This window comes from Pseudoclavibacter chungangensis (assembly GCF_013410545.1).
GTDB classification, from domain to species: domain Bacteria; phylum Actinomycetota; class Actinomycetes; order Actinomycetales; family Microbacteriaceae; genus Pseudoclavibacter; species Pseudoclavibacter chungangensis.
The window spans coordinates 2,140,993-2,163,588 of sequence record NZ_JACCFV010000001.1 but is presented as its reverse complement, the minus strand read 5'-3'; the positions used below and the strand labels follow the sequence as shown (position 1 = coordinate 2,163,588).

The following is a 22,596-nucleotide window of genomic DNA, read 5'->3' as shown; positions in this document are numbered from 1 at the left end:
CTCTACTTCCTGGTGGTGACGATTCCGACGGGCAGCTCGATGCCGATTCCGCGCTCACGCGCGAGATCGACGAGCGCCTCGGCGACGACGATGTCCTGCAGGCCCGAGCCCGTGGACTTGTAGATGCGGATGCCGCGATCGCGCTGCACCGCGCGGGTGCCGCGCAGCACGTCATTGAGGGAGGCGGTGTTCGCCTCGACGTCCACGCCAGCGGCCCGGGCGGCGAGCATGTCGCCACTGCCGTGCACGACCTCGTCGAACCCGTCGGCGACGATCAGCGACGCGCGGGCGATGAGGTCGGCGGGCAGCTCCCGCTGAGCAGGCGTGGTCGATCCGATGGACACGATCGTCGCGTGGGCGGAGACCCACTCGGATTTCACCGTGGGCGACTCGTCGCGCGAGCGGGCTGCGCACAGGATGAGGTCGGCGCCCTCGGTGGCGGCCTGCGCAGAGTCGACGGCGGTCACTGGCACACCGAGCTCAGCCGTGAAACGCTCGGCGAAGGCCTCGCGATTCCCCGGCGTGGGGCTGAACACGCGCACCGAGGCGAATCGCGTGACGAGGGAGAGCGCCGTGGTGTGGGACTGCGCCTCGAACCCTGAGCCGATGACGCCGACCATCAACGGTCGATCAGGAGCGATCGTGGCGGCGCCCACGGCGCTGGTGGCCGCGGTGCGCAGTCCGGTGACGCTGTTGCCGTCGACCAGGGCCACCAGGTCCGCGGTCTCCTTGTCGAACAGGGAGATCAGATAGCTCACTCGCAGTCCGTCGGCGAAGGAGCCGTTGATCGACTTGGCTCCGAACAGTCGGCCGCTGGAGGGCACCGACGGCATCACCCGCATCCATTCCCGGCCGCTGTCTGCGAAGATGCGACCCGGGTTGCGCTTCTCGTCGACCGCCGTGGAGTAGGCGGCACGGACGGCCTGGATCGCGGCCGGGAGGTCGGACAGGGCCCGGACGTCCGCGTCGGTGAGGAAGAGGATCGGGCGGGCGGGCGCCGTTGCTTCGTTGCTCACACGTCACTCCTTAGTGGTCGTGCGTCCGAGAGTACTCTTCGAACACGATACGTACCGTATCTGTTTCGCTTATACTCCTGCAAGACGTTCCCTCGAGGAAGAGAGCCCCGATGCCCATCGCCACCATGAACCCGACCAGCGGCAAGACCGAGATCCTCATCGAGCCGCACAGTGCCGCTGAGGTCGACGAGCGCATCGCGCAGGCGGCGGCAGCGGTCGAGGCGCTCAAGGCGACCACGTTCGCCCAGCGTGCCGAGTGGATGCGTGCGGCCGCAGCGATCCTGGACGATCAGGCGGCAGGCCTCGGGGAGCTCATCACGATCGAGATGGGCAAGCCCATCGCGCAGTCGGTCGCCGAGGTCGAGAAGTCGGCCAAGGCGATGCGCTTCTACGCAGAGCACTCCGAGGAGTTCCTCGCCGATGTCGCGCTCGAGGATCCATCGACCGTGAACGCGTCGGCGGCGTGGACCCGCTACGAGCCGTTGGGGGTCGTCCTGGCGGTGATGCCGTGGAACTACCCCCTGTGGCAGGTGATCCGTTTCGCTGCCCCCGCGCTGATGGCCGGCAACGCGGGCCTGCTCAAGCACGCCTCGAACGTGCCGCAGGCGGCGCTGTTCCTCGACACGCTGTTCGAGCGCGCAGGATTCCCGGAAGGGTCGTTCCGCACCCTGCTCATCGGCGGCCGGGAGGTCGGTGCGGTCATCGCCGATCCTCGCGTGAAGGCCGTGACGCTCACGGGCTCCGAGCCGGCCGGGCGCTCGGTCGCGCAGATCGCGGGCGACCACGTCAAGAAGGCCGTGCTGGAGCTCGGTGGTTCGGACCCCTTCATCGTCCTGCCCTCCGCCGACGTGAAGGCGGCGGCGGCGACCGCGGTGCGGGCGCGCATCAACAACAACGGCCAGTCGTGCATCGCAGGCAAGCGCTTCATCGTCCATGCCGACGTGTACGACGAGTTCGCCGCGGAGTTCGCGACGCAGATGTCAGGGCTTGTGATCGGCAACCCGCTCCTTCCCGAGACCCAGGTGGGCCCGCTCGCCACAGAGTCGGGGCGGCAGGATCTCATCGATCTCGTCGAGGATGCCCGCGAGAAGGGGGCGAGCATCCTCACCGGCGGCACCGTCCCGGACCTGCCCGGCTGGTTCTATGCCCCGACCGTGATCGCAGACCTCCCGGAGGACGCCCGATTGATCCAGGAGGAGGCGTTCGGCCCGGTGGCGTCCCTGTATCTGGCGAAGGACCACGAGGATGCGCTGCGGATCGCGAACCAGACGACCTTCGGTCTGTCGAGCGCGGTCTGGACGAGCGATCCCGAAGAGGAGGCGTTCTTCGTCGCCGGCCTCGATGCCGGCGCCGTGTTCGTGAACGGCATGACCGTCTCGTACCAGGAGCTGCCCTTCGGCGGCGTCAAGCGTTCCGGGTTCGGCCGGGAGCTCGCGGCCGTGGGCCAGCGGGAGTTCTGCAACCTCAAGACGGTCTGGAAGGCTTAGTCGCGCGCCGGTCTGCGCATGGGCGCAGACCGGCGTCGGGCGAGGGGGCTCAGGGTGGCGATCGACTACAACCTGCTGCGGCCGCTGCGCGCCCTCCTCGAGGAACGCAGCGTGACCCGCGCCGCCGAGCGGCTGCACATGTCGCAGCCGGCGATGTCGACCGCCCTCGGCAGGCTCCGCGCGCACTACGACGACGTGCTGCTGGTGCGTCGCGGCAACCAGCACGTGCTCACGCCGCTGGCGGAACGTCTGCTGACCGCTGTGCCGCACGCGATCGCGGAGACCGAGCAGGTGTTCCGGATCCAATCGCGCTTCGATCCGGCGATCAGCACGAGGACCTTCACGATCGCCGCCGTCGACTACATGACCGCCCGGATCGCGCCCGCCCTCACGCAGATAGTGCTCCGGGAAGCGCCGAACGTCCGCTTCGAGTTCCCCGCGGCGGACGGTCGGCTGGTCGAGGGGATGCCTGATGTGCTGCGTACGATCGACGGCGCGATCCTGCCGCATGGATACGTGTCGAACCATCCGCATATCGACTTCGCGCCGGAGGAGTGGGTGTGCCTGGTCGATGCCGCGTCGGGCGTGCCGGAGCGGCCGTCCGCCGATGAACTGCTCACGCGACCCTGGGTGCAGACGCTGCCCGCACGCGAAGGCGCGAGCCCCGCGAGGCAGCAGCTGCGTTTCCGAGGCATCGAGCCGACGGTGGTCGCAGCGACACCGCACTTCTTCGTGGTGCCCTCGCTCCTGCTCGGCACCGATCGCGTCGCGATGGTCCCCGAGGCCTTCGCGCGCATGGCGGTCGATCGCGAGCCGCGCCTCCGCCTGGTCGTGCCACCTCTCGACCTGGATCCCGTGAAGGATGCCTTCTGGTGGCATCTGGACCGCGAGCAGGATGCCGAGCACGTCTGGCTGCGCAGCGTGATCGAGCGGGTGGGCCGCACCGTCATCCGAAACCCGAATGACGGGGATACGCCGGACCGCCTTCCCTGATCGGCACGGGGCCGTCAGACTCGTGAGGGCATAGGGCTATGCGTCTTTCGATACGCAACGTACTGAACACGAAGGAGTGTTTGTGAGCACTGATGTGGACGTCATCGTCATCGGCGGAGGGCCGGTCGGCACCACCGCGCTCGCCCTTCTCGGCCGCGCCGGCCACACGGCGATCGGGCTGGAGAAGGACAGGGAGATGTGGCCGACCGCTCGGGCGGTGCACTTCGACGGCGAGACCATGCGCACCCTGCAGGGCCTTGCCGTCGCCGACAGGTTCATCGGCGTGACCATCCCGATGAAGCACGTCGATATCGTCAACGAGGCGGACGAGGTGCTGGTGCATGCACCGACGGACCGGCTCGGCGACCAGGCCTGGAACGATCACATCAGTTTTCACCAGCCCGACATCGAAGGGCTGGTGCGCGAGATCGTCGAGACGTCCCCTGGCGTGGAACTGCGCTGCGGTGTGACCGCCACGCGCGTCGAGTCCACGGACACCGGGGTCGAGGTCACGACGCTCGACGAGGACGGAACCGAGCGCACGCTCCGTGCACGCTGGGCGATCGCGGCCGACGGTGCGCGATCCGAGGTGCGACGCGCCCTCGGCATCGAGACCGACAAGTACGGCGAGGATGCGCAGTGGCTCGTCGTCGATGGCCAGCTCGTCGACGCCCCCGGCTACGAGACCGACATGATCCAGTTCGCACGCTACAGCCGGCCGGCGCTGTGGCTGCGCCTCCCGGGCTCTCGCGTCCGGATGGAGTTCATGCTCGTGCCCGGCGACGACCCCGACGAGATCGTCACCCCTGCTGCCGTCGAGCGGATCAGCCGCGGCATCCTGCCCGCTGACAAGTTCACGCCCGACCGTCAGGCGATGTACACGTTCCGCGGCCGCATCGCTCGCCAGTGGCGCAAGGGCAACGTCTTCCTCGCCGGCGACGCGGCCCACCAGGCGCCGCCGCTGTTCGGTCAAGGCCTGTGCGCAGGCATCCGCGACGTCGAGAACCTCGCCTGGAAGATGGATCTCGTGGCCCGCGGCATCGCCGACGACTCGCTGCTGGACACCTACGAGAGCGAGCGCAAACCGCACGCCACGTTCTGGGTCGAGACCGCCGCGAACCAGGCCGTCGGCATCCAGACCCTCGATCCACGAGTCGCCGAAGGTCGCGACGCGTTCATGCGCGCCCACCCCGAGGCATCGGCCGTGCCCACCTCGCCGCCGCTCGGCCCCGGATTCCACGAGGGCGACGAGCGAGCGGGCAGGCTCAGCATCCAGCCGATCCTCGCGGACGGCACGCGACTGGACGACATGGTCGGACACCACTTCCTCGTCGTCGCCGACCGGTCGATCTACTCCGAGCTGCCGGCAGGCATCAAGGCCGCGCTGGTCGAGGACGGCGACACGGTCACGCTCCTCGATCCGCTCAAGATCGATCAGATCCTGGACGCGACGAAGGCCAAGGCCGTCGTCGTGCGACCCGATCACTACATCCTCGGGGCCGGCGACACCGCGGCCGATCTCGAGCGTCTCGTTCGTCAGATCCCCTCCATCGCGCACGCCGCGACCCTCACCGTCGACACGCATTAGGAGCACGCCATGGCATTCAGCCCGATCACCCACATCCGACACTTCGACATCGCGGTGCCCGACTTCGACAAGCAGGTCGAGTTCTACCGGAACCACTGGGGCCTGACCGTGCAGCACGACGACGGCGACGTCGTCTACTTCGCGGCCGAGGGCTCGCCGGAGCAGTACGTCACGCGCGTGCGGCGGTCGACGGACAAGCGTCTCGATCTCGTGGCGTTCGGCGCCGCCGACCGAGAGTCCGTCGACACGCTCGCGCAAGACCTCGGCGCGGCAGGGGTCAAGATCGTGAGCGAACCCGACGCGCTGCAGACGCTGGGCGGCGGCTACGGCTTCCGATTCTTCGACCTCGAGGGGCGCACCATCGAGGTGTCGACCGAGGTCGAGGTGCGCAAGCACCGCAAGATCGAGGAGCGCGAGGCGATCCCCGTGCGGCTGTCGCACGTCGTGCTCAACTCGAATCAGCCCGAGGCGATGCGCTCGTGGTACGAGAAGCACCTCGGATTCCGGCTGTCCGACACCCTGAACCATCCGCACGCGGGTGACCTGTTCTACTTCATGCGGTGCAGCACCCAGCACCACTCGATGGCGATCGCGCGCGGCCCGCACGCATCGCTCCAGCACGCGTCGTTCGAGCTGCGCGGCCTCGATGAGTACATGCGCGGCAGCGGTCGCATCATCCGCGCCGGATACCGAAAGATCTGGGGACCGGGCCGCCACGCCGCGGGCGACAACACGTTCACCTACTTCATCGACCCGAACGGCAACACGATGGAGATGACGACCGAGCTCGAGATGATCGACGAGGACTCCTGGCACCCGCACATCTACGACGTGCAGGAGCCGGAGACCTCGGACCAGTGGGGCACGGGTGGCGACATGGACGAGTTCATCACCAAGGAGATGTTCAACGACTCCGACAACGATCACCTCTTCGTCGCGCCCCCGGTGTGAGCGCGGCGTGATGTTGCGCGTTTCGTACTTCGTGCCTCCTGCGCCGCTCGTCGAGGCGCGCGAGCGCGGACTTCTCGGCGGGATCGAGCTCGAGGAGACCCGGACGACCGGGAGCCCCGCCCAGCTCGAGGGACTGCTCGCCGGTGAGCTCGACATCGTGGTCACCGCCATCGACAACCTCTTCGAGTGGGTCCGCGCCGGTGCCGATGTCCGGCTGGTCGCTCAGGTGGAGAAGACCACGCCGCTGACGATCCTCGGCGCTCCGGGCATCTCGACGATCGGCGAGCTGGCCGGGCGTCGTTTCGCGGTCGACGCCTACGCGAACGGCTTCGCCCTGGTCGCCCGGCACCTGCTCCAGCGGGCGGACGTGGATGTCGAGTGGGTCGAAGTCGGCGGGGTCACGGAGCGCCTGGACGCGCTGCTCGCCGGAGAGGTGGCGGCCACGCTGCTGGGTCCGCCGTTCGACGCGCAGGCATCGTCTGCAGGATGCGGCGAGCTCGCCCGAGTGCAGCAGGAGTTCCCTGCATTCCCCGGGCAAGGGCTCGTCGTACGGTCGTCACTGATCGGCTCGTCCGAGCTCGACCGCTTCCTCGCCGCACTCGGTGCGAGCGGTCTCCTGCCCGTCGATCCGGCGGGACTCGACCTGCTCACTCGCATCCGTGCGGATCTGGGTCTCCTCCCTCCGGGGGCCGAGCTGCGCTCTCTGGCCCTTCACCCCTGACAACCTTCACCCCAGAACTCGACGAGGAGTCCCATGTCGAATACCACCGCCGAGATCCTCGGCACCCCGCTGACGATCAACAAGCTCACACTCAAGAACCGGATCATCCTCGGCCCCATGGCGGTGCTCCAGCCCACGCAGGACGGGCGCCCGAGCAACCAGTCGATCGCATTCCTCAAGCGCCGGGCGCAGGGCGGCGCCGGCGCGGTGTTCGTGGGCGGCTCGGTCGCCACCGCACGCGCATTCCGTGAGTCGCCGTTCTCGCCGAACATCCGCTACGACGACGACGCCTTCGTCCCCGACCTCACCCGGCTCGTCGACGAGCTGCACGGCACGGGCACGGGTGTGGCGGTCTTCGCCCAGTTGTTCCCGGCCTTCGGCCGCATGGGCGTGCCGCGCGACGGCCACGGGATCACTTCGGCATCGCCGAAGCCTGTCGACATGGGCGGGTACGGTCTGCCCGACCACGTGTACATCCCCGGTGGGAGGGTCACACCGGTGCCGGGAGAGGCCACCGTCGAGGAGATCAAGGAGCTCGAGCAGGCCGTCGTCGACGCGGCGCGCCGCGCGAAGGAGGCGGGGTTCGACGGGATCGAGATCGCCGCGCACATGTGCTACTTCTACTCGTCCTTCCTCTCCCCGTTGTCGAACTTCCGCACCGATGAGTACGGGGGGTCGGTGCGGAACCGGGCCCGCGCGCTCACGGACGTCGTCGCCGCGGTGCGACGGGAGATCGGTCCGGATGTCGCGCTCGGGCTGCGTCTCAGCGTGAACGACCACCTCCCCGGCGGCCAGGGCCCGGAGGGGTTCGCCGCCGTCACCGCCGAGATCGCCAAGGCGGGGCTCGACTTCGTGGCTCTCACCGACGGCAACTACGAGTCGATGAAGGACAACGTGACCAGCGAGTCCGGCAAGATGCTGCGCGAGGGCGAGCCGCAGGGGTTCCGGAAGGCACTCGGACCCGGTGTCGCCCTCCTCGTCAGCAGCACACCCGATCCCGCACAGGCCGCCGCCGCGATCGCGGCGGGCACCGTCGACGCGACGATGCTGGCCCGCCAGCTGCTGGCCGACCCGGACTACCCGAACAAGGCCATCGAAGGACGCGAGTCGGAGATCGTCTGGTGCGATCACGCGAACTCGTGCATGCGGCGGCTCATCCTCCAAGTGCCGGTGCAATGCCACAAGAACCCTGAGATGGGTCGTGAGGATGCGACGAGCAGACGCTCGAATCTCGCGCAGGACGCCTTCATCTGGGCGGCAGGCAACGCATTGCTCATGAAGATCGCGGACAAGGCGGCACGGGCGCTTCCGAAGAAGGCGCACTGAGATGACGCAGGACATCGCCTACAAGCTCACCCTGCTGCTGAAGCGGCGTCCGGACTCTTCTCCCGATGCGTTCGCGGATGCCTGGCTGGACCTGGACCGGCGGCATCCGCTGATCACCACCGGGCTTGTGCGCTATGTGTTCGATCGTGCGCTTCCGGGCGTGTCGCCGATCGCCGGCGCCGCCGCGGCTCCGTACGACGCGGTGATCGAGACATGGTGGACTCGCAAGAGCGATGCGGCCGACTGGGTCGTGTCGCACGCATTCGAGGACGGGTGGCTGGCGCCTCGGAGTGAGCTGCTCGCCGAGCGCCCCGCTGCGGTCGCCGGAGCGCCGACCCTGGTCTGGGAGCGCGAGGTCACGGAGGACATGTCACCCGTGACGGTGATCGTGCTGCCGGTCGCGCGCCGCAGCCTGCGCTTCGACGAATTCGTCGATCACTGGACCGGCGCGCACGCGCAGCTCGCGCTGGGAGGCCCCGAGACCGAGGATCGTCTCGTGCGCCTCGAGGACACGCCCGCGCCGACGCCCCCGCCGTCGCGTTTCCTGCGGACGCGGTACGACGGGGTGGGGGCCATCACCTTCGCGTCGTACGAGGCGTTGGCCGCCGAGTTCGGCAGTGACCACTACCGCGACGACGTCGCTCCGGATGAGATCCGCTTCACCGACGCCGCTGTCTCGTGTGCGTTCGTCGGGAGCCCCATCGATCTGACCTGACGCGGAACGCGGGGGAGGACGGGAGGCGATCGCCTCCCGTCCTCCTTTGCGTGTCAGACCTTGCGAGTCAGAAGCGGTCGCGCACCCGGCGCTCGCGACCGTAGAGGGCGACCATCACGAGGATGATCACGCCGTACACGATGCGCGTCTGCCCCTCCGTGAGCCCCTGGCTCACGATGATGGTCGAGAGCACGGTCAGGATGAGGGCGCCGAGCGCGGTGCGTGTGAAACCGCCGCGGACGGAGCCGAAGGTCGTGCCGCCGACGAGCACGGCGGCGAGGCCGGAGAACAGATAAGGATCTCCGATCGACATCGACCATCCCGATCCGAACGCGGCCAGGAACATGCCCGCGACTCCTGCGAAGACGCCCGAGGCCGCGAACACCAGCGTCCAGACCACCGATGTGCGGATGCGCGTCAAGCCGGCGGCTCTGGGATTCACGCCGGTCGCGTACAGCCGTCGTCCGGCCGGCGTCTTCGCGAGGAAGAGCCAGAGGAGCACGCCCAGCAGGACGACGATCACGATGATCGGGGGGATCGGCAGGCCGAAGGTGGTGCCCGTCAGCTGCGCGAGCGACTTCAGCTCCTGGGGCGGTTGACCGTTGTAGTCGCCGTTCGCGATGAACATCGATCCGCCGGTGAGCACGGCACCGACACCGAGGGTCATCACGAGCGGCTCGACGCGGAACCGGTGGCAGAGCCAGCCGACGAGGGCGCCGATGCCGCCGCACACGACGAAGACCACGGCGAACGCCAGGGGGACCGGCCAGCCGAGGCGGCTCGTCGCGTTGCCTGCGATCATCGCCCCGAAGGTGATGTAGCCGGCGATCGCCAGGTCCAGCCCGCCGAGGATGACGACCAGGGTCTGACCCATCGCGGCCATGGCCAGCAGCGCCGCCAGCGTGATCAACGACACGGCCGCCAGCGGCCGTTGGACGAAGGCGGGTACCAGCAGGACGAGCGCCACCGACAGCACGATGAGGATGGCGACCTGGATGAGCGGCGTCTCGACGGCCCAGCGGCGCGTGCGTGCCCACAGGGAAGGCGGCGGCGGTGGTGTCGTCAGGGAGCGGGTGACATCGGTGAGTGTCTCGGTCATGCGCGGATCTTTCTCGTGCGCGGGCTGAGGAGGGTGGCGCCGATCAGCACGCTGAGGACGAGCACGAGCCCGTAGCTGAACTGCACAAGGCTCGACTGCACGCCGACGGCGGTGAACAGCTGTTGCAGCAGGTACAGCACGAGGGCGCCGAAGAACGTGCCCAGCAGCCCGCCCTTGCCGCCGCCGAGGGCTGTGCCGCCGAGCACGGCCGCCGCGAGGCCGAGCAGGGCGTAGGTGGTGGCGAGCGACGCCTGCGACGACTGGAGAAGCGCCGACAGGGCCACACCGCCGACCCCGGCGAACAGGCCGCCGAGGGTGTAGGCGAGCGTGCGCACGACGGTGACGTTCACACCGGACCCGTATGCCGACACGTCGCTCTCGCCCGTCGCGAGCAGATTGCTCACGAAGGCAGTGCGCCGCAGCAGGAACCATGCGAGGGCGACGATGCCGATCGTGATGACTGCGCCGGGCAGCCAGCCGTAGGACTTCGCGAGGCCGTCGGACCAGTTCGGCGGTGCGGACACCGGGCTCTTGGAGATCGTGATCGACAGTCCGATCAGCACGAACAGCACGCCGGTCGAGGCGACGACGGGGTGCAGTCGCAGCACCGTCACGAGCAGCCCGGTGGCCGTGCCGATGGCGGCCGACACGAGCAGCAACAGCGGGATCGCCGTGTACCAGTCACCGAGGCCGCTCGGCAGCAGCACGGCGACGAAGAAGCAGTTGATGAACGTCGCGAGGGGACCGACGGACACGTCGATGCCCCCCGACAGGATCGCGGGAGTCGAGGCGAACCCCACCAGCACGAAGGGGGCGAGTGTCGCAAGGGTGGCGGGCAGCCTATCCGGCGCGAGAAACGAGGGGCTGATGGCGATGTTGATGATCAGAAGGAGGATGGCGAGCCCGCAGGCGAATGCCCACGCGTGCCTGCGAAGGATGGCGATGGCGTTCACGCGGCGGCCCCCGTCTCCTGGCCGAAGTAGGCTGCGACCACGGCCTCGGTCGTGAGGCTCTTACGCGGGATCTCGGCGAAGACCGCTTGATCGCGGAACACGAGCACGCGGTCGACGAGCTCGACCAGTTCGTCGACCTCGCTCGAGAGCATCACGACGCTCATCCCGTCGGCGCACAGCTTCTCGAGCGTCGCGTAGATCTCGCGCTTGGTCATGATGTCGACGCCGCGCGTGGGGTCGTTGAGCAGCAGCACCTTCGGATCGGTCGCGAGCCACCGGGCGAGCATGACCTTCTGCTGGCTGCCCCCGGACAGGCTCGAGATCGGGTCGTCCGCGGTGCCGAGCCGGATGCTCATCGCCTTGACGACCTCGTCGAACCGCTGCGACATCCGCTTCCTGCTCAGCAGCGGGCCCCGAAGGTCTTGCCGCAGCGTGGGCAGCGCGAAGTTCTCACGGATCGACATCGGCTCGAACAGCGACTCGCCGCGGCGTTCACGGGGCAGGTAGGCGACTCCGAGCTTGGCGCCGTTGCCGGAGCGGACGTCGATGTCGGGGCTGAGGACCCGGGTGACCGTGCCGACGCCCGAGGTCAGGCCCGACAGCCGTCGCAGGAACGCGTCCTGCCCGTGGCCCTCGAGACCGGCGACGCCCACCAGCTCGCCCGCCCGCACTTCGAAATCGATGGGGGCGCCCGAATCAGCGAGGCGCACACCCGTTGCGCGCAGCATGACGTTGCCCAGCGCCCGCGAGCGCTCGCCGCGCTCGAACTGGCCGGAGGTGCCGGTCATGTCGGCGACGAGGCGTTCGATCGTGAGCTCGGGGCGGACGAGGGTCGACACGCTGCGCCCCGAGCGCAGCACGGTGACGCGGTCGGAGATCTCCTGCACCTCGTCCATCCGGTGGGAGATGAACAGGACGCTCACGCCCTCGGCCGCGAGTCGGCGCATCTCGGTGAACAGGCGATCTCGGGTGAGTACGTCCAGCGCCGCGGTCGACTCGTCCAGGACCAGCACCCGGGGAGCTCGCACGAGCGCGCGAACGATGCACACCGCCTGTCGATCGGACAGGGAGAGCTGCCCGGCGGGCTCGTCCAGGTCGATCCCATCGACGAGTCGTCCGAGCGTCTCCGCAGCGATACGACGCTGGTCGCGGCGCGACGTCCTGCGCGCGAAGACGCCGTCGGAGCCGAGCCAGATGTTCTCGAGCACACTCTGGCTCGCCGCGGTGAGCACCTCCTGAAACACCACCGCGATGCGGTTGCCGCTCGCGGCGCGGGGGGTGCGCAAGTCCAGTCGCTGCGCGCCGAGAGTGAACGTGCCCCCATCGGGGCGGTGCACGCCGCCGATGATCTTCACCAGCGTCGATTTCCCCGAGCCGTTCTCCCCGAGCAGTGTGTGGATCTCGCCGGGCGCCAGATGCAGGTCGGCCGCGACGAGTGCGCGGGTCGCGCCGAATCGCTTGCTCACGTCGGTCAGTCGCAGACCGTCGTCCGGGTCGGACATATCGCCTCCTCGTCGCGGACACGCCTCGTTGCGTCGCCCAATCCAAAACTAGACGAACCGTATCGAATGTGTCTACTCTGGCGTTGCGCAACTATGCGCTCGTCTCGATGAGGAGAAAGCAACCATGGTGAAGCACTATCGTTTCCGTCGCCTGGGGACCGCCGCGGCCTTGACCGCGCTCGGTGCCCTCGCCCTCGCCGGCTGCGCCGGCGCCGCCCCTGACGGAGGGTCGCAGGCGGCCCCGACCCCCGGCGCGAGTGTCGCCGCCGGGCAATGCGGATCCGTGCCCGAGGTCGGTGCGAACGACCCCGCCGGTCTGCTCGCAGGCCTCTCGCCGGAGATCCAGGCCGGCTACAACGGCTATCCGTACGAGCTGCAGGAGTCGGCCTGGGCCGACTGGAAGTCGGAGAAGACCGGGGGCTACACCGCTGCCATCGTCGGCACATCTCCGGCTGCACCGTTCATCTCGGTGTACCAGGACACGCTCGCCAGCGCTCTCACGGACGCGGGCGTGGATGTGGTGCTCAACGTCGCGCCGAACGACCCGAGCGATGTGCCCGGCCAGCTGCAGCAGTTCAGCCAGGCGATCTCGCTCAAGCCCGACATCATCTTCTTCAACCCCGTGGCGCCGGAACCGGCTCTCGACCTCGTGAAAGAGGCGCACGCGGCCGGGATCCCCGTGGTCTCCGTGGTCGTGCCGATCGACAGCCCCTACGCCATCTCGATCACCTACAACGGAGTGCTCCAGTCGATGGAGACCGCGTCGACCGTCTTCGGGTCGATCGGCGGCTCGGGCGATGTACTCGAGGTGACCGGGGTTCCCGGCATCCCGAATCAGCTGTTCTGGGACGCCGGCCGTGACAAGGCGCTCGAGCAGTGCCCCGATATCAAGGTGGTCGGCAGCGTCCAGGGGCTCTTCCAGCCGCCGCTCGCGCAACAGGCCGTCGTACAGTACCTCGCGACCAACCCCGCGGGAGTCGACGCCGTGATCCAGGCCGGTACCATGGGCTCGGCGATCCGCGACGCCTTCACCCAGGCCGGACAGCCCGTGCCCCCGATCCAGGATGTCGGCGCCTCCCAGGGAATGGCGGCCTTCGCGGCCGCGAACCCCGACTACCCGTACGTCGGTACGGCCACCCCGCCCATCGACATGGCGAAGGCCGCTGCCCAGATCGGCATCAAGGTGCTCTCCGGTGCGGGAATCAAGCTCAACCACATCGTGAATCGACCGTTCGTCATCGACCAGTCGAACCTGTCGGAGATCGTGGATCCGTCATGGGTGCCCGAGGACGGCACCGACCTGGCGCCCAAGGGTGCGTACTTCAGCGACGAGCAGGTCGCCGAGTTCTTCGCGAATCCCGAGTTGGGTCCGCAGTCGGCGAAGTGAGCGTAGCATCAGCGCAGGCCGGCCATCGTCGTCGGCCTGCGCTGATGCGTCGCTGGAGCGCATCACCGTGATGGAAGGAGCATGATCGATGTCGATGATGCTCGACACCCGGATGGTGTCGGTCGCGGACCGTCCGGAGTATTGGTCGGCGGGGATCGCCGAGCACTTCTTCCCCATGCGAGTGAAATCGTTCGGAGCGCCGTCGTTCGACGCGCAGCTCGGCGGCGGCGGAGTCGGCCCGCTGCTGATCCGGTCGATCACCGGGCCGCCGCATCGCGTCGAGCGCACCCAGCGGATGGTCGCGAGCGCCGATCCCGAGTGCTTCCTGCTCTATCTGGTGCGACGCGGCGCGTGCCGCGTCGAGCAGGACGACCGCGGGTGTGAGCTGCGTGCCGGGGACGTCGCCATCCAGGACACCTCCCGGCCGTCCTCGTTCGAGGCGACCCTCGGCATCGACGTGCAGGTCGTGACGTTCCCGAAGTGGTTCCTCGGCGGCCATGCCGCCGCGATCGGCGCGCGCGCGGCGACCCGCGTCGTGGGGGCGGAGACGCCGCTGGTCCGTATGGTCGCGCCGCTGTTCGCGAGCATCGCGCGAGCCGCCGACGGCGGCGGGGTGTCGGGCGGCGACGGTGAGATCGCAGCAGAGCTGCTGTCGTCGATCATGCGGGGGCTGTACGTCGAACGGGTCGCCGACCGATCGAGCCCGCTGCAGGCCCGCATGCGGCAGTACGCGCTCGCCCACCTGCGAGATCCCGACCTCGGACCGGAGCGGATCGCCCGAGCCCACCACGTCTCCACGCGGTACGTCCACAAGCTGTTCGCGGCGTCCGGCGGGGTGTCGGCGTGGATCCGCGACCAACGGCTCGAGGAGGCCGCGCGCGAACTGCGCGAGACCGATCATTCCGTGTCTCAGGTCGCCTTCTCGTGGGGCTATGGCAACGCCGCCAGTTTCGCTCGGGCGTTCCGCAGGGCGCACGGCCGATCGCCACGGGAGCTGCGCATCGCCGGCTGATGCCGAGCTCGCCGCCGGGAGCGATCGGTTTCGCAATCTGGACGATCCCGGCGCGTGGACGGATGAATCCCGGTATGCCGATCCCTCAAAAAGTCATACGATACGTTTCGAACCACGTTTTACCCATTCGACGACGAAGGGGGCCACACCACCATGGTCGAACGCATTCCCGCAGCGAAGCTCGGCGACATCCCGGACGGCGAGGCGATCCTCGTTCCGCGGTCTCTCACCGGAACCATCGACGACATCGCGCTGTTCCAAGACGGCGGCGAGTACTTCGCCCTCGACAACACGTGCAGCCACGAGCTGGCCTCGCTGTCCGAAGGGTGGATCGAGGACGGTGTCGTGGAGTGCCCGCTGCACACCGGGAGGTTCTGCCTGCGCGACGGGAAGGTGCTCTCGGCACCGGCCGATACGGATGTCGCGGCGCACACGGTCGAGGTCGATGGCGATGACATCCTCATCGTCCCGAATCCCGAGCGGCTGGCCTGAGCATGGACACGCCGGAGCGGATCGTCGTCGTCGGCGGCGGATTGGCCGCATACACCTTGGGAGACGCGCTGCGCTCGCTCGGACACCGCGGTGAGGTGGTCGTCATCGAGAAGGAGCCTGCGATGTACGACAGGCCGCCGCTGTCCAAAGCCGCGTTCGCCGGCGACATCGCGCTGGACGGTCTCGCCTTCGCCAGCGGCGGGAAGCTGGACGCACTCGGATTGCGGCTGCTCAGCGGGCGGACGGTCGTGGGCATCGACCCGGATGCCGGGGCCGTGACCCTCGACGACGGCACCGTCGTCGAGGGCGATGCCGTGGTGCTCGCCACGGGCGGCAGCGCGCGGCGGCTGGCGCTCCCCGGCTCGGACCTGCCGGTGGTCCACGTCCTGCGCACGTTCGCGGACGCGCTCGCGATCCGTGCCGCCGCGGTGCCCGGCGCCCGCATCCTCGTGGCGGGGGCCGGCCTCATCGGTGCGGAGCTGACGGCGTCATTGCGCTCTCGCGGTGTCGAGGTCACCCTGATCGACAATGTGGAAGTGCCGCTCGTTCCGGCCGTCGGGCAACCGCTCGCCGAACGGCTGCACGCCATGCACGCGGCACACGGGGTCGATGTGCGCGTCGCCACGATCTCGTCGCTCGAGGCCGCACGCCATGGATGGTCGGCGGAGCTGAGCGACGGGACGGCACTGCGTATCGACGCGGTCGTCGTCGGGACGGGGATCGTCCCGAACGTCGAGCTGGCCGAAGCCGCCGGCCTCGACGTCGACAACGGAATCCTCGTCGACCGGGACCACCGCACCTCCCACCCCCGGGTGCACGCGATCGGCGACGTCGCACGCACGCGTTCTACCGACGGCACCTTGCACCGCCGCGAGGAGCACTGGGAGGCAGCACGACTCGACGCGCTCGAGCTCGCCGCCGTGCTGGTGGGGCAGGCGCCCGCGCCGCGCGGCGCAGGCTGGTGGTGGTCGGATCGCTACGACGTGCACGTCGAAGGCGTCGGACGCATGACCGGCGACGGCACCGCCGTGTTCCGCGGAGAGGACGTCGCTTTCCATCTGGAAGGCCGGCTGCTCGTGGGCGCGGTGTCCGTGAACGACCCCCACGCCGTGCGCGCCGCACGGCGGCTCATCGACCAGCGCATCCCGGTCGAGGCCGCCGAGCTGGCGGACCCCACCCTCCCGCTGCGCGAACTGCTGCGCTCCGCGCGACCCGCGTACGCGGGCCGCTGATCGCCCACAACCCGAATCCCGTCACATTCAAAGGAGAAATGACATGTCCGCCACCGACACCTTCCTCGAGTCGATCAGTCCTCAGCAGTTGTTCGACGATCCGTATCCGATCTACGAGTGACTCCGCAAGGACGCTCCCGTCGCCTACCTGCCCCAGCTGCACATCTACTGGGTCACTCGCTTCGACGACGTGGCCGAGGTCGCGGCAGGCAAGGACCCCTGGGCGTCCGCCTCGTCGCAGAAGCCGCTGCGGCGCACCCTCGGCGACCCCGTCATCACCCTGGTGGGCGGCGAGATGCACGACGACCTGCGTGCCGGGGTCGACAAGAAGCTGCAGCCGCGCCCGATCTCGAAGCTCATCGAGGCGTCCGTGCGCCCGATCGCCCGGGGGCACGCCATCGAGCTCGCAGCGCGCGGCGAGGCCGACCTCGTCGGCGAGTACTTCGAGCCGGTCAGCGTCGAGGCGCTTCGCCATGTGATGGGCCTGGACCCGTACGTGGACTCCGCGACCCTGGTGCGCTGGTTCAAGATGCTCGCGCAGGGCGGTGCCAACGTCATGAACGACCCCGCGATCTACGAGATCTCGGATCAGGCCGCGCGCGAGATCGAGGAGGTTCTCCTCCCGGTGCTCGACGAGCTCGCCAAGAAGCCCGACGACTCGATGCTGTCCCACATGCTCTGGGCCAATCGCGAAGGCGGCGAGCCCCGCGACAGGAACCACATCCTGTCGACCGTGAAGATCCTCCTGCTCGGGGGCATGCAGGAACCCGGGCACGCGGCATCCTCGAGTGCTCTGGGCCTTTTCGAATCCGATCAGTGGGGACTCCTGCGCGAGGACCAGTCCAAGTGGATCCCCCAGGCGGTTCTCGAGGGCCTGCGCTGGATCGCCCCGATCGGCACCACGGGTCGTCAGCCCGCCCGCGACATCGAGTTCCGCGGCGTGAGCATCCCGAAGGATCACCTCGTGGAGACCGTGCTCGCATCGGCCAACCGCGACGAGTCGCATTTCGAGCGCCCCGACGTCTTCGACATCGAGCGCAACGAGAAGGCGCATCAGGCGTTCGGCGGTGGCCAGCACTTCTGCGCGGGACACTTCTTCGGCCGTCAGGTCGAGCGGATCATGTTCGAGGAGCTGCTCGCCGCGACGAAGGACATCACACTCAAGGACGGTGCGGACATCCCTGTCACCGGATGGGTGTTCCGTGCCCCGCGCAGTATCGAGGTCTCGTTGCAGGCCGTCTGACGGCGGGACGCGCTTCTAGGAGATCCCCATGGGCGACAACGCGCTGGGGCTCGACCGGCCGATCGAGCACTACCTGTCTGCGTTCGAAACGCGCCGTACGCGCGACTTCGGCTCGATGGTCGACGGCCTCCAGTCAGCGTTTCCCACTCCGGCGACCTCCCTGATGCGGGAGAGACCGCAAGCGCCCGCCCTGGTCTCGACCCTCCATTCGGCCCGGCTGACCGACCTCACCGTCGGCGTGGTGAGGATGGGAGTCGACGTGCAAGCGAGGATCGGCCCGATGCCCGGGTATCAGGTGGTCGTCGCGCTCGAGGGCGGGATCGTCGGCCACTTCCCGTCGCGCATCGTGGACGTGGGGCCGGTCACGGCGTCGATCAACGGCGCAGGCGAGGGCGCTGTGCTTCCCCATTGGAAGGCCGAGACCACGCTGCTTATGATCCGGATCCGGCCGGGCGCGATCGCCCGCGAGGTCGCGAATCTCGCGGGCCACTCCGTCGAAGGGCCCCCGCGGTTCGACAGCGCGTTCGACCTCGGCAGCCCGCGCGCGCAGAGCTGGCTGAGGACGGTGGGGCTGCTGGTCGCGGAGCTGAGCGAGCCCGGCAGCCTCGGGCGCACCTCTGCCCGCCATCGGCAGGAGCTCGAGCGGCTCGTCGTGGCGTCGCTGCTGCGTGCATCGGAGAACGACTACACGAGCGCGATGCGGGCGGATCGCGCCCCGCCGCGCTGGGCGAGCGTGCAGCGCGTCGTGGAGGCGTTCGAGCGATCGCCGGAGTACGCCTGGACGATCGGGGACATCGCCGACGCGGCCGGGGCCGGGGTGCGACGCATCCAGCAGGCATTCCACGAGCAGCTGGGCATCTCGCCGATGGCGCACCTGCAGCGGCTGCGGCTGGAGGGAGCGCACCGAGACCTGCTCGATGATGCGTTGGCCGTGTCGGAGGTCGCAGCCCGGTGGGGATTCCACCACCTGGGCCGGTTCGCGGGCAGCTACCGGGAGCAGTTCGGCGAGAGGCCGTCGGAGACGAGGGAGCGCTCGCGATCGCTCCTGGCGGACTGAGCACCGGCCCGGGACGCGGGGCGGCCCCGCCGCAACGGCGAGGCCATCCCGTCGAGCCCGCTCACGCCAGCGGGTACCCCGCCTCGCGCAGTCGCGTTCCCCAGATCCCCGACTTGCCCGGCGCGATGATGCCGTTCGGGTCGAGCGTGTCCTTGATCTTCTCGTTGAAGCGGTTCTGGATGTGGTCGTTGAATCCGTACTGCTCGACCACGGTCTCGCTCAGCGACCAGTGGGCCCGGTACTCGCCGTATCCGAGGCGGCCGGCCTCGGACACCATCTTCTTGGCGAGCTCGTAGGCGCGGTGCACCTGCTCGGGATTCTTGGTGTCGAAGGGAATGACCAGGATGAAGGTCGTCGAGCGGGCGTTGATGGGAAGCATGCCGCCGAGGTAGTCCATCCCCGCCTCGGCGGTCAGTCGTGTGAACAGCTCCTGGGCCTCGGCCGCAGCCTTCGCCGTCAACGGGATGACGGGCGAGAAGTCGACGTGCCCGCCCTCGTCACCGCCTGACCAGCCGACCATCTTGTACAGGTCGAGACTGGGAACGCCGATCTGCACGCGCTCGTGCGGGTTCGGCAGGGTCTCCCACTTGTCGGCGGTGTGCTTCTCGGACGGGAGGATCGTGACGGAGGGGATCGATTCGAAGCGCGTCTTGAGCTTCGCGAAGTTGTGATCGACGACGGCCTCATCACCGTACAGGGCGAAGCGCATCATCCAGCGGCCCAGGCCCAGCTCCTTGGCGATCCGGTCGATGACCTCCTCGGGGATGGGGCCGTCACCGTCGTACCAGTCGGAGCGGGCGGACAGCATCGAGGCCATGCACAGGGTGTTGGAGAGCTGCGGACGCATGTCGATGGTGCCGGCGAGCATGAGCTCGCGCAGGGCATCGACCACCGCGGGCATCTGCTCGTCGTCCCACACCTGCAGCCACAGCGGCAGGTAGATCTCGGGCTTCGGCATCAGCCAGTAGCTCATCTTGGTGACGATGCCGTAGTTGGACTGCATGAACAGCTCTGTCGCCGTTGGCCCGAAACCGCGCTTGTAGAGCGGCCAGGTCGGGTTGTCGTCCATGCCGCCGTTGCCTGTGCGGTACAGTTCGCCGTCGGGCAGGACGACCTCGAAGCCGCAGTGCGATGCTTGGTCGATCGAGTACGGCATGTATGTCAGGCCGTGCTCGAGGGTGTTCGAGACGACGCCACCCCAGCCGATGTCGACGATCGAGGCGACGAGGTCGTGGCCGCCGGCCTCGATGGCGTCGTGCAGGTCCATCCAGCTCACGCCGGGCTCGACGACGGCGTAGCCCAGCTCCTCGTTGATCTCGATCTTCTGCATGCCGCGGAAGTCGATCATCACCGCACCGCGCACCCAGGGTGCGGCGCCCCCGTAGCCGTTGTTCTTGCCGCGGCTGATCGGCCAGAGCGGCACCTTGTACCGGTTCGCAAGCCTGACGACGGCCTGCACGTCCTCGACCGAGGTGGGGGCGATGACGGCGGACGGTCGGAGGGCGGACTCGCCGGGCACCTGGTAGGGGTCCTGGAACGGGGCGAGGGCATCCTCGTCGGTCGCGACCTTGTCGGCGCCGATGGCCTGGGCGAACGCGGCGAGCGCCTCGTTCAGCTCGGTCTCCGTCACCCCCGGCGGAAGTGGGCGGGCTGTGGTGAGCTCGTCGGTCATGGCTCTCATCTCTCCTTTGAGCGGACATGGGGTCGATCGGATGTCGACGGTTAACCCTTATCGCCGGAGAGGGCCGCGGTGGGCGCACAGTGCACGTGCCGCACAGAGACGTGCAGTGCCTGCACCATCAGTGCCGTGTGGCGCGGGAGTGTGCTTCGCTCCGAGGGGTTCCGCGAGGAGGCGGGACGATCGACAACGACGGAGAAGGGAACGGCGATGACGACTGGTCGCCTGGCAGGCAAGGTGGTGCTGATCACCGGCATCGGCAGTGGGATGGGCAGGGTCACCGCCCAGCTCTTCGTGCGTGAGGGGGCGACGGTCGTGGGTTGCACGCTCACGCCGGAGAGCGCGGCGGAGACCATGGGCTTGATCGGGGCCGAGGGCGGCACCATCGACTCGACGGCCCCACTGGACCTGAGCGACCGCGAGGCCGTGAAGGGCTGGATCGACGGCGCGGCCGAGCGTCACGGACGCATCGACGTGCTGTACAACAACGCGAGTGCCCCGAGGTTCGGACCGTTCGAGGGGCAGCCCGTCGAGGACTACCGGTTCACGATCCGCAATGAGCTGGACGTCGTCTGGCATGCCAGCCAGCTCGCCTGGCCCCACCTGGTGCGCGCGGGCGGCAACATCGTCAACATCGGCTCCGGCGCGGCCTTGCAGGGGGCGCGTGATCTCCCGCAGGCGGCCCACGCTGCGGCCAAGGGGGCAGTGGTCGCGCTCACTCGGCAGCTTGCTGCGGAGGGCATCGCGGTCGGCATCCGCGTCAACTCGGTCAGTCCGGGAGTGATCGGCACGCCGCCCATCCAGGCGATGTACGAGCAGCTCGGCGACAAGGCCCCCGTCGCGCCGATCGTCGCGCGCACGATCGACGGCAAGCCGGGAGATCCGCTCGGCGTCGCCTATGCGGGCCTGTACCTCGCCTCCGACGAGGCGGCCTGGGTGACCGGGATCAACATCTCGGTCGACGGAGGCGCGAGCAACACGATGTAGGGACCGAGCCTGCTTCGCGACACCCGGCGGGGTTCGACCCCGCCGGATCGTCGTCGTGCGTGCGCGGCGTTTCCTGTCATGGGGTTGACATTCGATACTGTCCGTACCGTACGCTTGAGCGAGCTTGGGAACCAAAGGAGATCCACCATGAAACTCGGACGCATCGTCGTAGACGGCCCCGATGGACGCGAGACCCGCGTCGTCGCCGCCGAGCCTGGAAACGAGCGGGTCATCGATCTGAAGAAGGCCTACGCGCTCGCGCTGCAGAAGGGCGGGGCGAGCGTCGAGGGTGCACGCCACCTGGCGCACGCGACTTTCCGAGATCTCACGCAAGGCATATCGGCCGGCGACTTCTTCCTCGAGGCCGCTCACAAGGCGCTGGAGTCGGCCGACGACGCCGCGCTGCCGATCGGCGAGGTCACCTGGACGGCGGCGATCAAGCCGCCCGTGATCCGCGACTCCCTCACTTTCAACGGTCACATCAAGAACTTCTTCGGCAACGTCATGAAGACCACGCCCACGCGGGCCGTCTACGAGCGTCCCGGCTACTTCAAGGGCACCACCTCGACGATCTACGGTCACGACGAGATCATCCCGTACCCGAGCATCACGGAGCAGCTCGACTACGAGCTCGAGATCGGCTACATCGTGGGCAAGCCGGGTCGCAACCTGACGCCGGAGAACGCATGGAGCCATGTGTTCGGCATCACGATCTTCAACGACTGGAGCCTGCGCGACGTGCAGAAGCTCGAATCGCCGATCGGGATGGGGGCGCAGCACTCGAAGGACTTCGCGTACGGCATCGGACCGTGGATCACGACCGTCGACGAGATCCCGACGGTCCTCGGCCTCACGGGTCAGGTTCGCGTGAACGGCGAGGTGTGGTCCGACACCAAGGTCGAGGACTTCATCTGGACGCCCGAGGAGACCATCGCATACGTGTCGGAGCTCAACGGCATTCAGCCGGGCGACCTGATCGGCTCGGGCACGATGGCGTTCGGCGCCGGCGTCGAGCTCGGGAGGTTCCTGCAGCCGGGAGACGTGCTCGAGCTCCAGCTCGAGGGCGTCGGGACACTGCGAAACCGTATCGCCACCGAGAAGGAGTCGCCCGCCTGGTGGCCGACCCCGCAGCCATTCCCGTTCGAGGAGAACTGACG

The 22,596-nt window shown here is 68.6% G+C and carries 20 protein-coding genes; 15 read left to right on the top strand and 5 right to left on the bottom strand.

The annotated features are described in order from the left end of the window. Nucleotides 1–2 precede the first annotated feature (2 nt). Entirely contained in the window at nucleotides 3–1,016 is a 1,014-nt protein-coding gene (locus HNR16_RS09680; RefSeq protein WP_179558186.1) for an ornithine cyclodeaminase family protein, read from the bottom strand. Between the two features lie 110 nt (nucleotides 1,017–1,126). Here HNR16_RS09680 and HNR16_RS09675 point away from each other — a divergent pair, with 110 nt between their 5' ends. The 7 genes from HNR16_RS09675 to HNR16_RS09645 all read left to right on the top strand — a co-directional run bounded on the left by HNR16_RS09675 (nucleotide 1,127) and on the right by HNR16_RS09645 (nucleotide 8,797). Beyond that, on the top strand, nucleotides 1,127–2,503 hold the full coding sequence (locus tag HNR16_RS09675; RefSeq protein WP_158041924.1) for an aldehyde dehydrogenase family protein: 1,377 nt from the start codon (nucleotides 1,127–1,129) through the stop codon (nucleotides 2,501–2,503). A gap of 54 nt (nucleotides 2,504–2,557) precedes the next feature. After that, nucleotides 2,558–3,496: a LysR family transcriptional regulator gene (locus tag HNR16_RS09670; RefSeq protein ID WP_179558185.1), complete on the top strand. Its 939-nt coding sequence runs from the start codon at nucleotides 2,558–2,560 to the stop codon at nucleotides 3,494–3,496. A gap of 82 nt (nucleotides 3,497–3,578) precedes the next feature. Further along, the gene (locus HNR16_RS09665) at nucleotides 3,579–5,084 is read left to right on the top strand and encodes a bifunctional 3-(3-hydroxy-phenyl)propionate/3-hydroxycinnamic acid hydroxylase (RefSeq protein ID WP_179558184.1); all 1,506 of its coding nucleotides are present in this window, start codon (nucleotides 3,579–3,581) and stop codon (nucleotides 5,082–5,084) included. A 9-nt stretch (nucleotides 5,085–5,093) separates the two neighbouring features. Next, nucleotides 5,094–6,035: a VOC family protein gene (locus tag HNR16_RS09660; protein WP_158041927.1), complete on the top strand. Its 942-nt coding sequence runs from the start codon at nucleotides 5,094–5,096 to the stop codon at nucleotides 6,033–6,035. A gap of 10 nt (nucleotides 6,036–6,045) precedes the next feature. Then, on the top strand, nucleotides 6,046–6,756 hold the full coding sequence (locus HNR16_RS09655) for an ABC transporter substrate-binding protein (protein ID WP_179558183.1): 711 nt from the start codon (nucleotides 6,046–6,048) through the stop codon (nucleotides 6,754–6,756). Between the two features lie 33 nt (nucleotides 6,757–6,789). Further along, the gene (locus HNR16_RS09650) at nucleotides 6,790–8,082 is read left to right on the top strand and encodes an NADH:flavin oxidoreductase (RefSeq protein ID WP_158041929.1); all 1,293 of its coding nucleotides are present in this window, start codon (nucleotides 6,790–6,792) and stop codon (nucleotides 8,080–8,082) included. A 1-nt stretch (nucleotide 8,083) separates the two neighbouring features. Then, a complete protein-coding gene (locus HNR16_RS09645; RefSeq protein WP_158041930.1) occupies nucleotides 8,084–8,797 on the top strand; it encodes an EthD domain-containing protein in 714 nt (237 codons plus the stop codon). 67 nt (nucleotides 8,798–8,864) lie between these two features. Here the strand turns inward: HNR16_RS09645 and HNR16_RS09640 are convergent, their stop codons facing one another. From HNR16_RS09640 to HNR16_RS09630, 3 genes are read right to left on the bottom strand one after another with little or no spacing between them, the layout of a single operon-like run. Further along, entirely contained in the window at nucleotides 8,865–9,896 is a 1,032-nt protein-coding gene (locus HNR16_RS09640) for an ABC transporter permease (RefSeq protein WP_158041931.1), read from the bottom strand. After that, nucleotides 9,893–10,849, bottom strand: coding sequence for an ABC transporter permease (locus HNR16_RS09635; RefSeq protein WP_158041932.1), 957 nt, complete (start codon nucleotides 10,847–10,849; stop codon nucleotides 9,893–9,895). The genes HNR16_RS09640 and HNR16_RS09635 overlap by 4 nt, the downstream gene beginning before the upstream one ends. Further along, a complete protein-coding gene (locus HNR16_RS09630; RefSeq protein ID WP_158041933.1) occupies nucleotides 10,846–12,351 on the bottom strand; it encodes a sugar ABC transporter ATP-binding protein in 1,506 nt (501 codons plus the stop codon). Before HNR16_RS09630 ends, HNR16_RS09635 begins: the two co-directional genes overlap by 4 nt. A gap of 124 nt (nucleotides 12,352–12,475) precedes the next feature. On the opposite strand from HNR16_RS09630, the gene HNR16_RS09625 reads away from it, so the two are divergent. From HNR16_RS09625 to HNR16_RS09600, 6 genes are all read left to right on the top strand, one after another. Then, nucleotides 12,476–13,738, top strand: a complete 1,263-nt coding sequence (locus tag HNR16_RS09625; RefSeq protein ID WP_158041934.1) for a substrate-binding domain-containing protein — start codon at nucleotides 12,476–12,478, stop codon at nucleotides 13,736–13,738. Between the two features lie 88 nt (nucleotides 13,739–13,826). Continuing rightward, nucleotides 13,827–14,750 carry an AraC family transcriptional regulator gene (locus tag HNR16_RS09620; protein WP_158041935.1) on the top strand — a complete coding sequence of 308 codons (924 nt, stop codon included), beginning with the start codon at nucleotides 13,827–13,829 and terminating at the stop codon, nucleotides 14,748–14,750. A gap of 153 nt (nucleotides 14,751–14,903) precedes the next feature. Further along, nucleotides 14,904–15,242 (top strand): non-heme iron oxygenase ferredoxin subunit, encoded by a 339-nt coding sequence (locus tag HNR16_RS09615; RefSeq protein ID WP_158041936.1) that lies wholly within the window; start codon nucleotides 14,904–14,906, stop codon nucleotides 15,240–15,242. Between the two features lie 2 nt (nucleotides 15,243–15,244). Then, nucleotides 15,245–16,474, top strand: coding sequence for an NAD(P)/FAD-dependent oxidoreductase (locus HNR16_RS09610; protein WP_158041937.1), 1,230 nt, complete (start codon nucleotides 15,245–15,247; stop codon nucleotides 16,472–16,474). Nucleotides 16,475–16,664: 190 nt separating this feature from the next. Continuing rightward, nucleotides 16,665–17,717: a cytochrome P450 gene (locus HNR16_RS18815; RefSeq protein WP_158041938.1), complete on the top strand. Its 1,053-nt coding sequence runs from the start codon at nucleotides 16,665–16,667 to the stop codon at nucleotides 17,715–17,717. Nucleotides 17,718–17,745: 28 nt separating this feature from the next. Next, a complete protein-coding gene (locus HNR16_RS09600; RefSeq protein WP_158041939.1) occupies nucleotides 17,746–18,774 on the top strand; it encodes an AraC family transcriptional regulator in 1,029 nt (342 codons plus the stop codon). Between the two features lie 61 nt (nucleotides 18,775–18,835). Here the strand turns inward: HNR16_RS09600 and HNR16_RS09595 are convergent, their stop codons facing one another. Beyond that, nucleotides 18,836–20,446: an FAD-binding oxidoreductase gene (locus HNR16_RS09595; RefSeq protein ID WP_179558182.1), complete on the bottom strand. Its 1,611-nt coding sequence runs from the start codon at nucleotides 20,444–20,446 to the stop codon at nucleotides 18,836–18,838. Nucleotides 20,447–20,662: 216 nt separating this feature from the next. Here HNR16_RS09595 and HNR16_RS09590 point away from each other — a divergent pair, with 216 nt between their 5' ends. Together HNR16_RS09590 and HNR16_RS09585 are read left to right on the top strand one after the other, a co-directional pair. Continuing rightward, nucleotides 20,663–21,439, top strand: a complete 777-nt coding sequence (locus HNR16_RS09590; RefSeq protein ID WP_158041941.1) for an SDR family NAD(P)-dependent oxidoreductase — start codon at nucleotides 20,663–20,665, stop codon at nucleotides 21,437–21,439. A gap of 147 nt (nucleotides 21,440–21,586) precedes the next feature. Continuing rightward, nucleotides 21,587–22,594, top strand: a complete 1,008-nt coding sequence (locus HNR16_RS09585; RefSeq protein WP_158041942.1) for a fumarylacetoacetate hydrolase family protein — start codon at nucleotides 21,587–21,589, stop codon at nucleotides 22,592–22,594. Nucleotides 22,595–22,596: the final 2 nt, after the last annotated feature.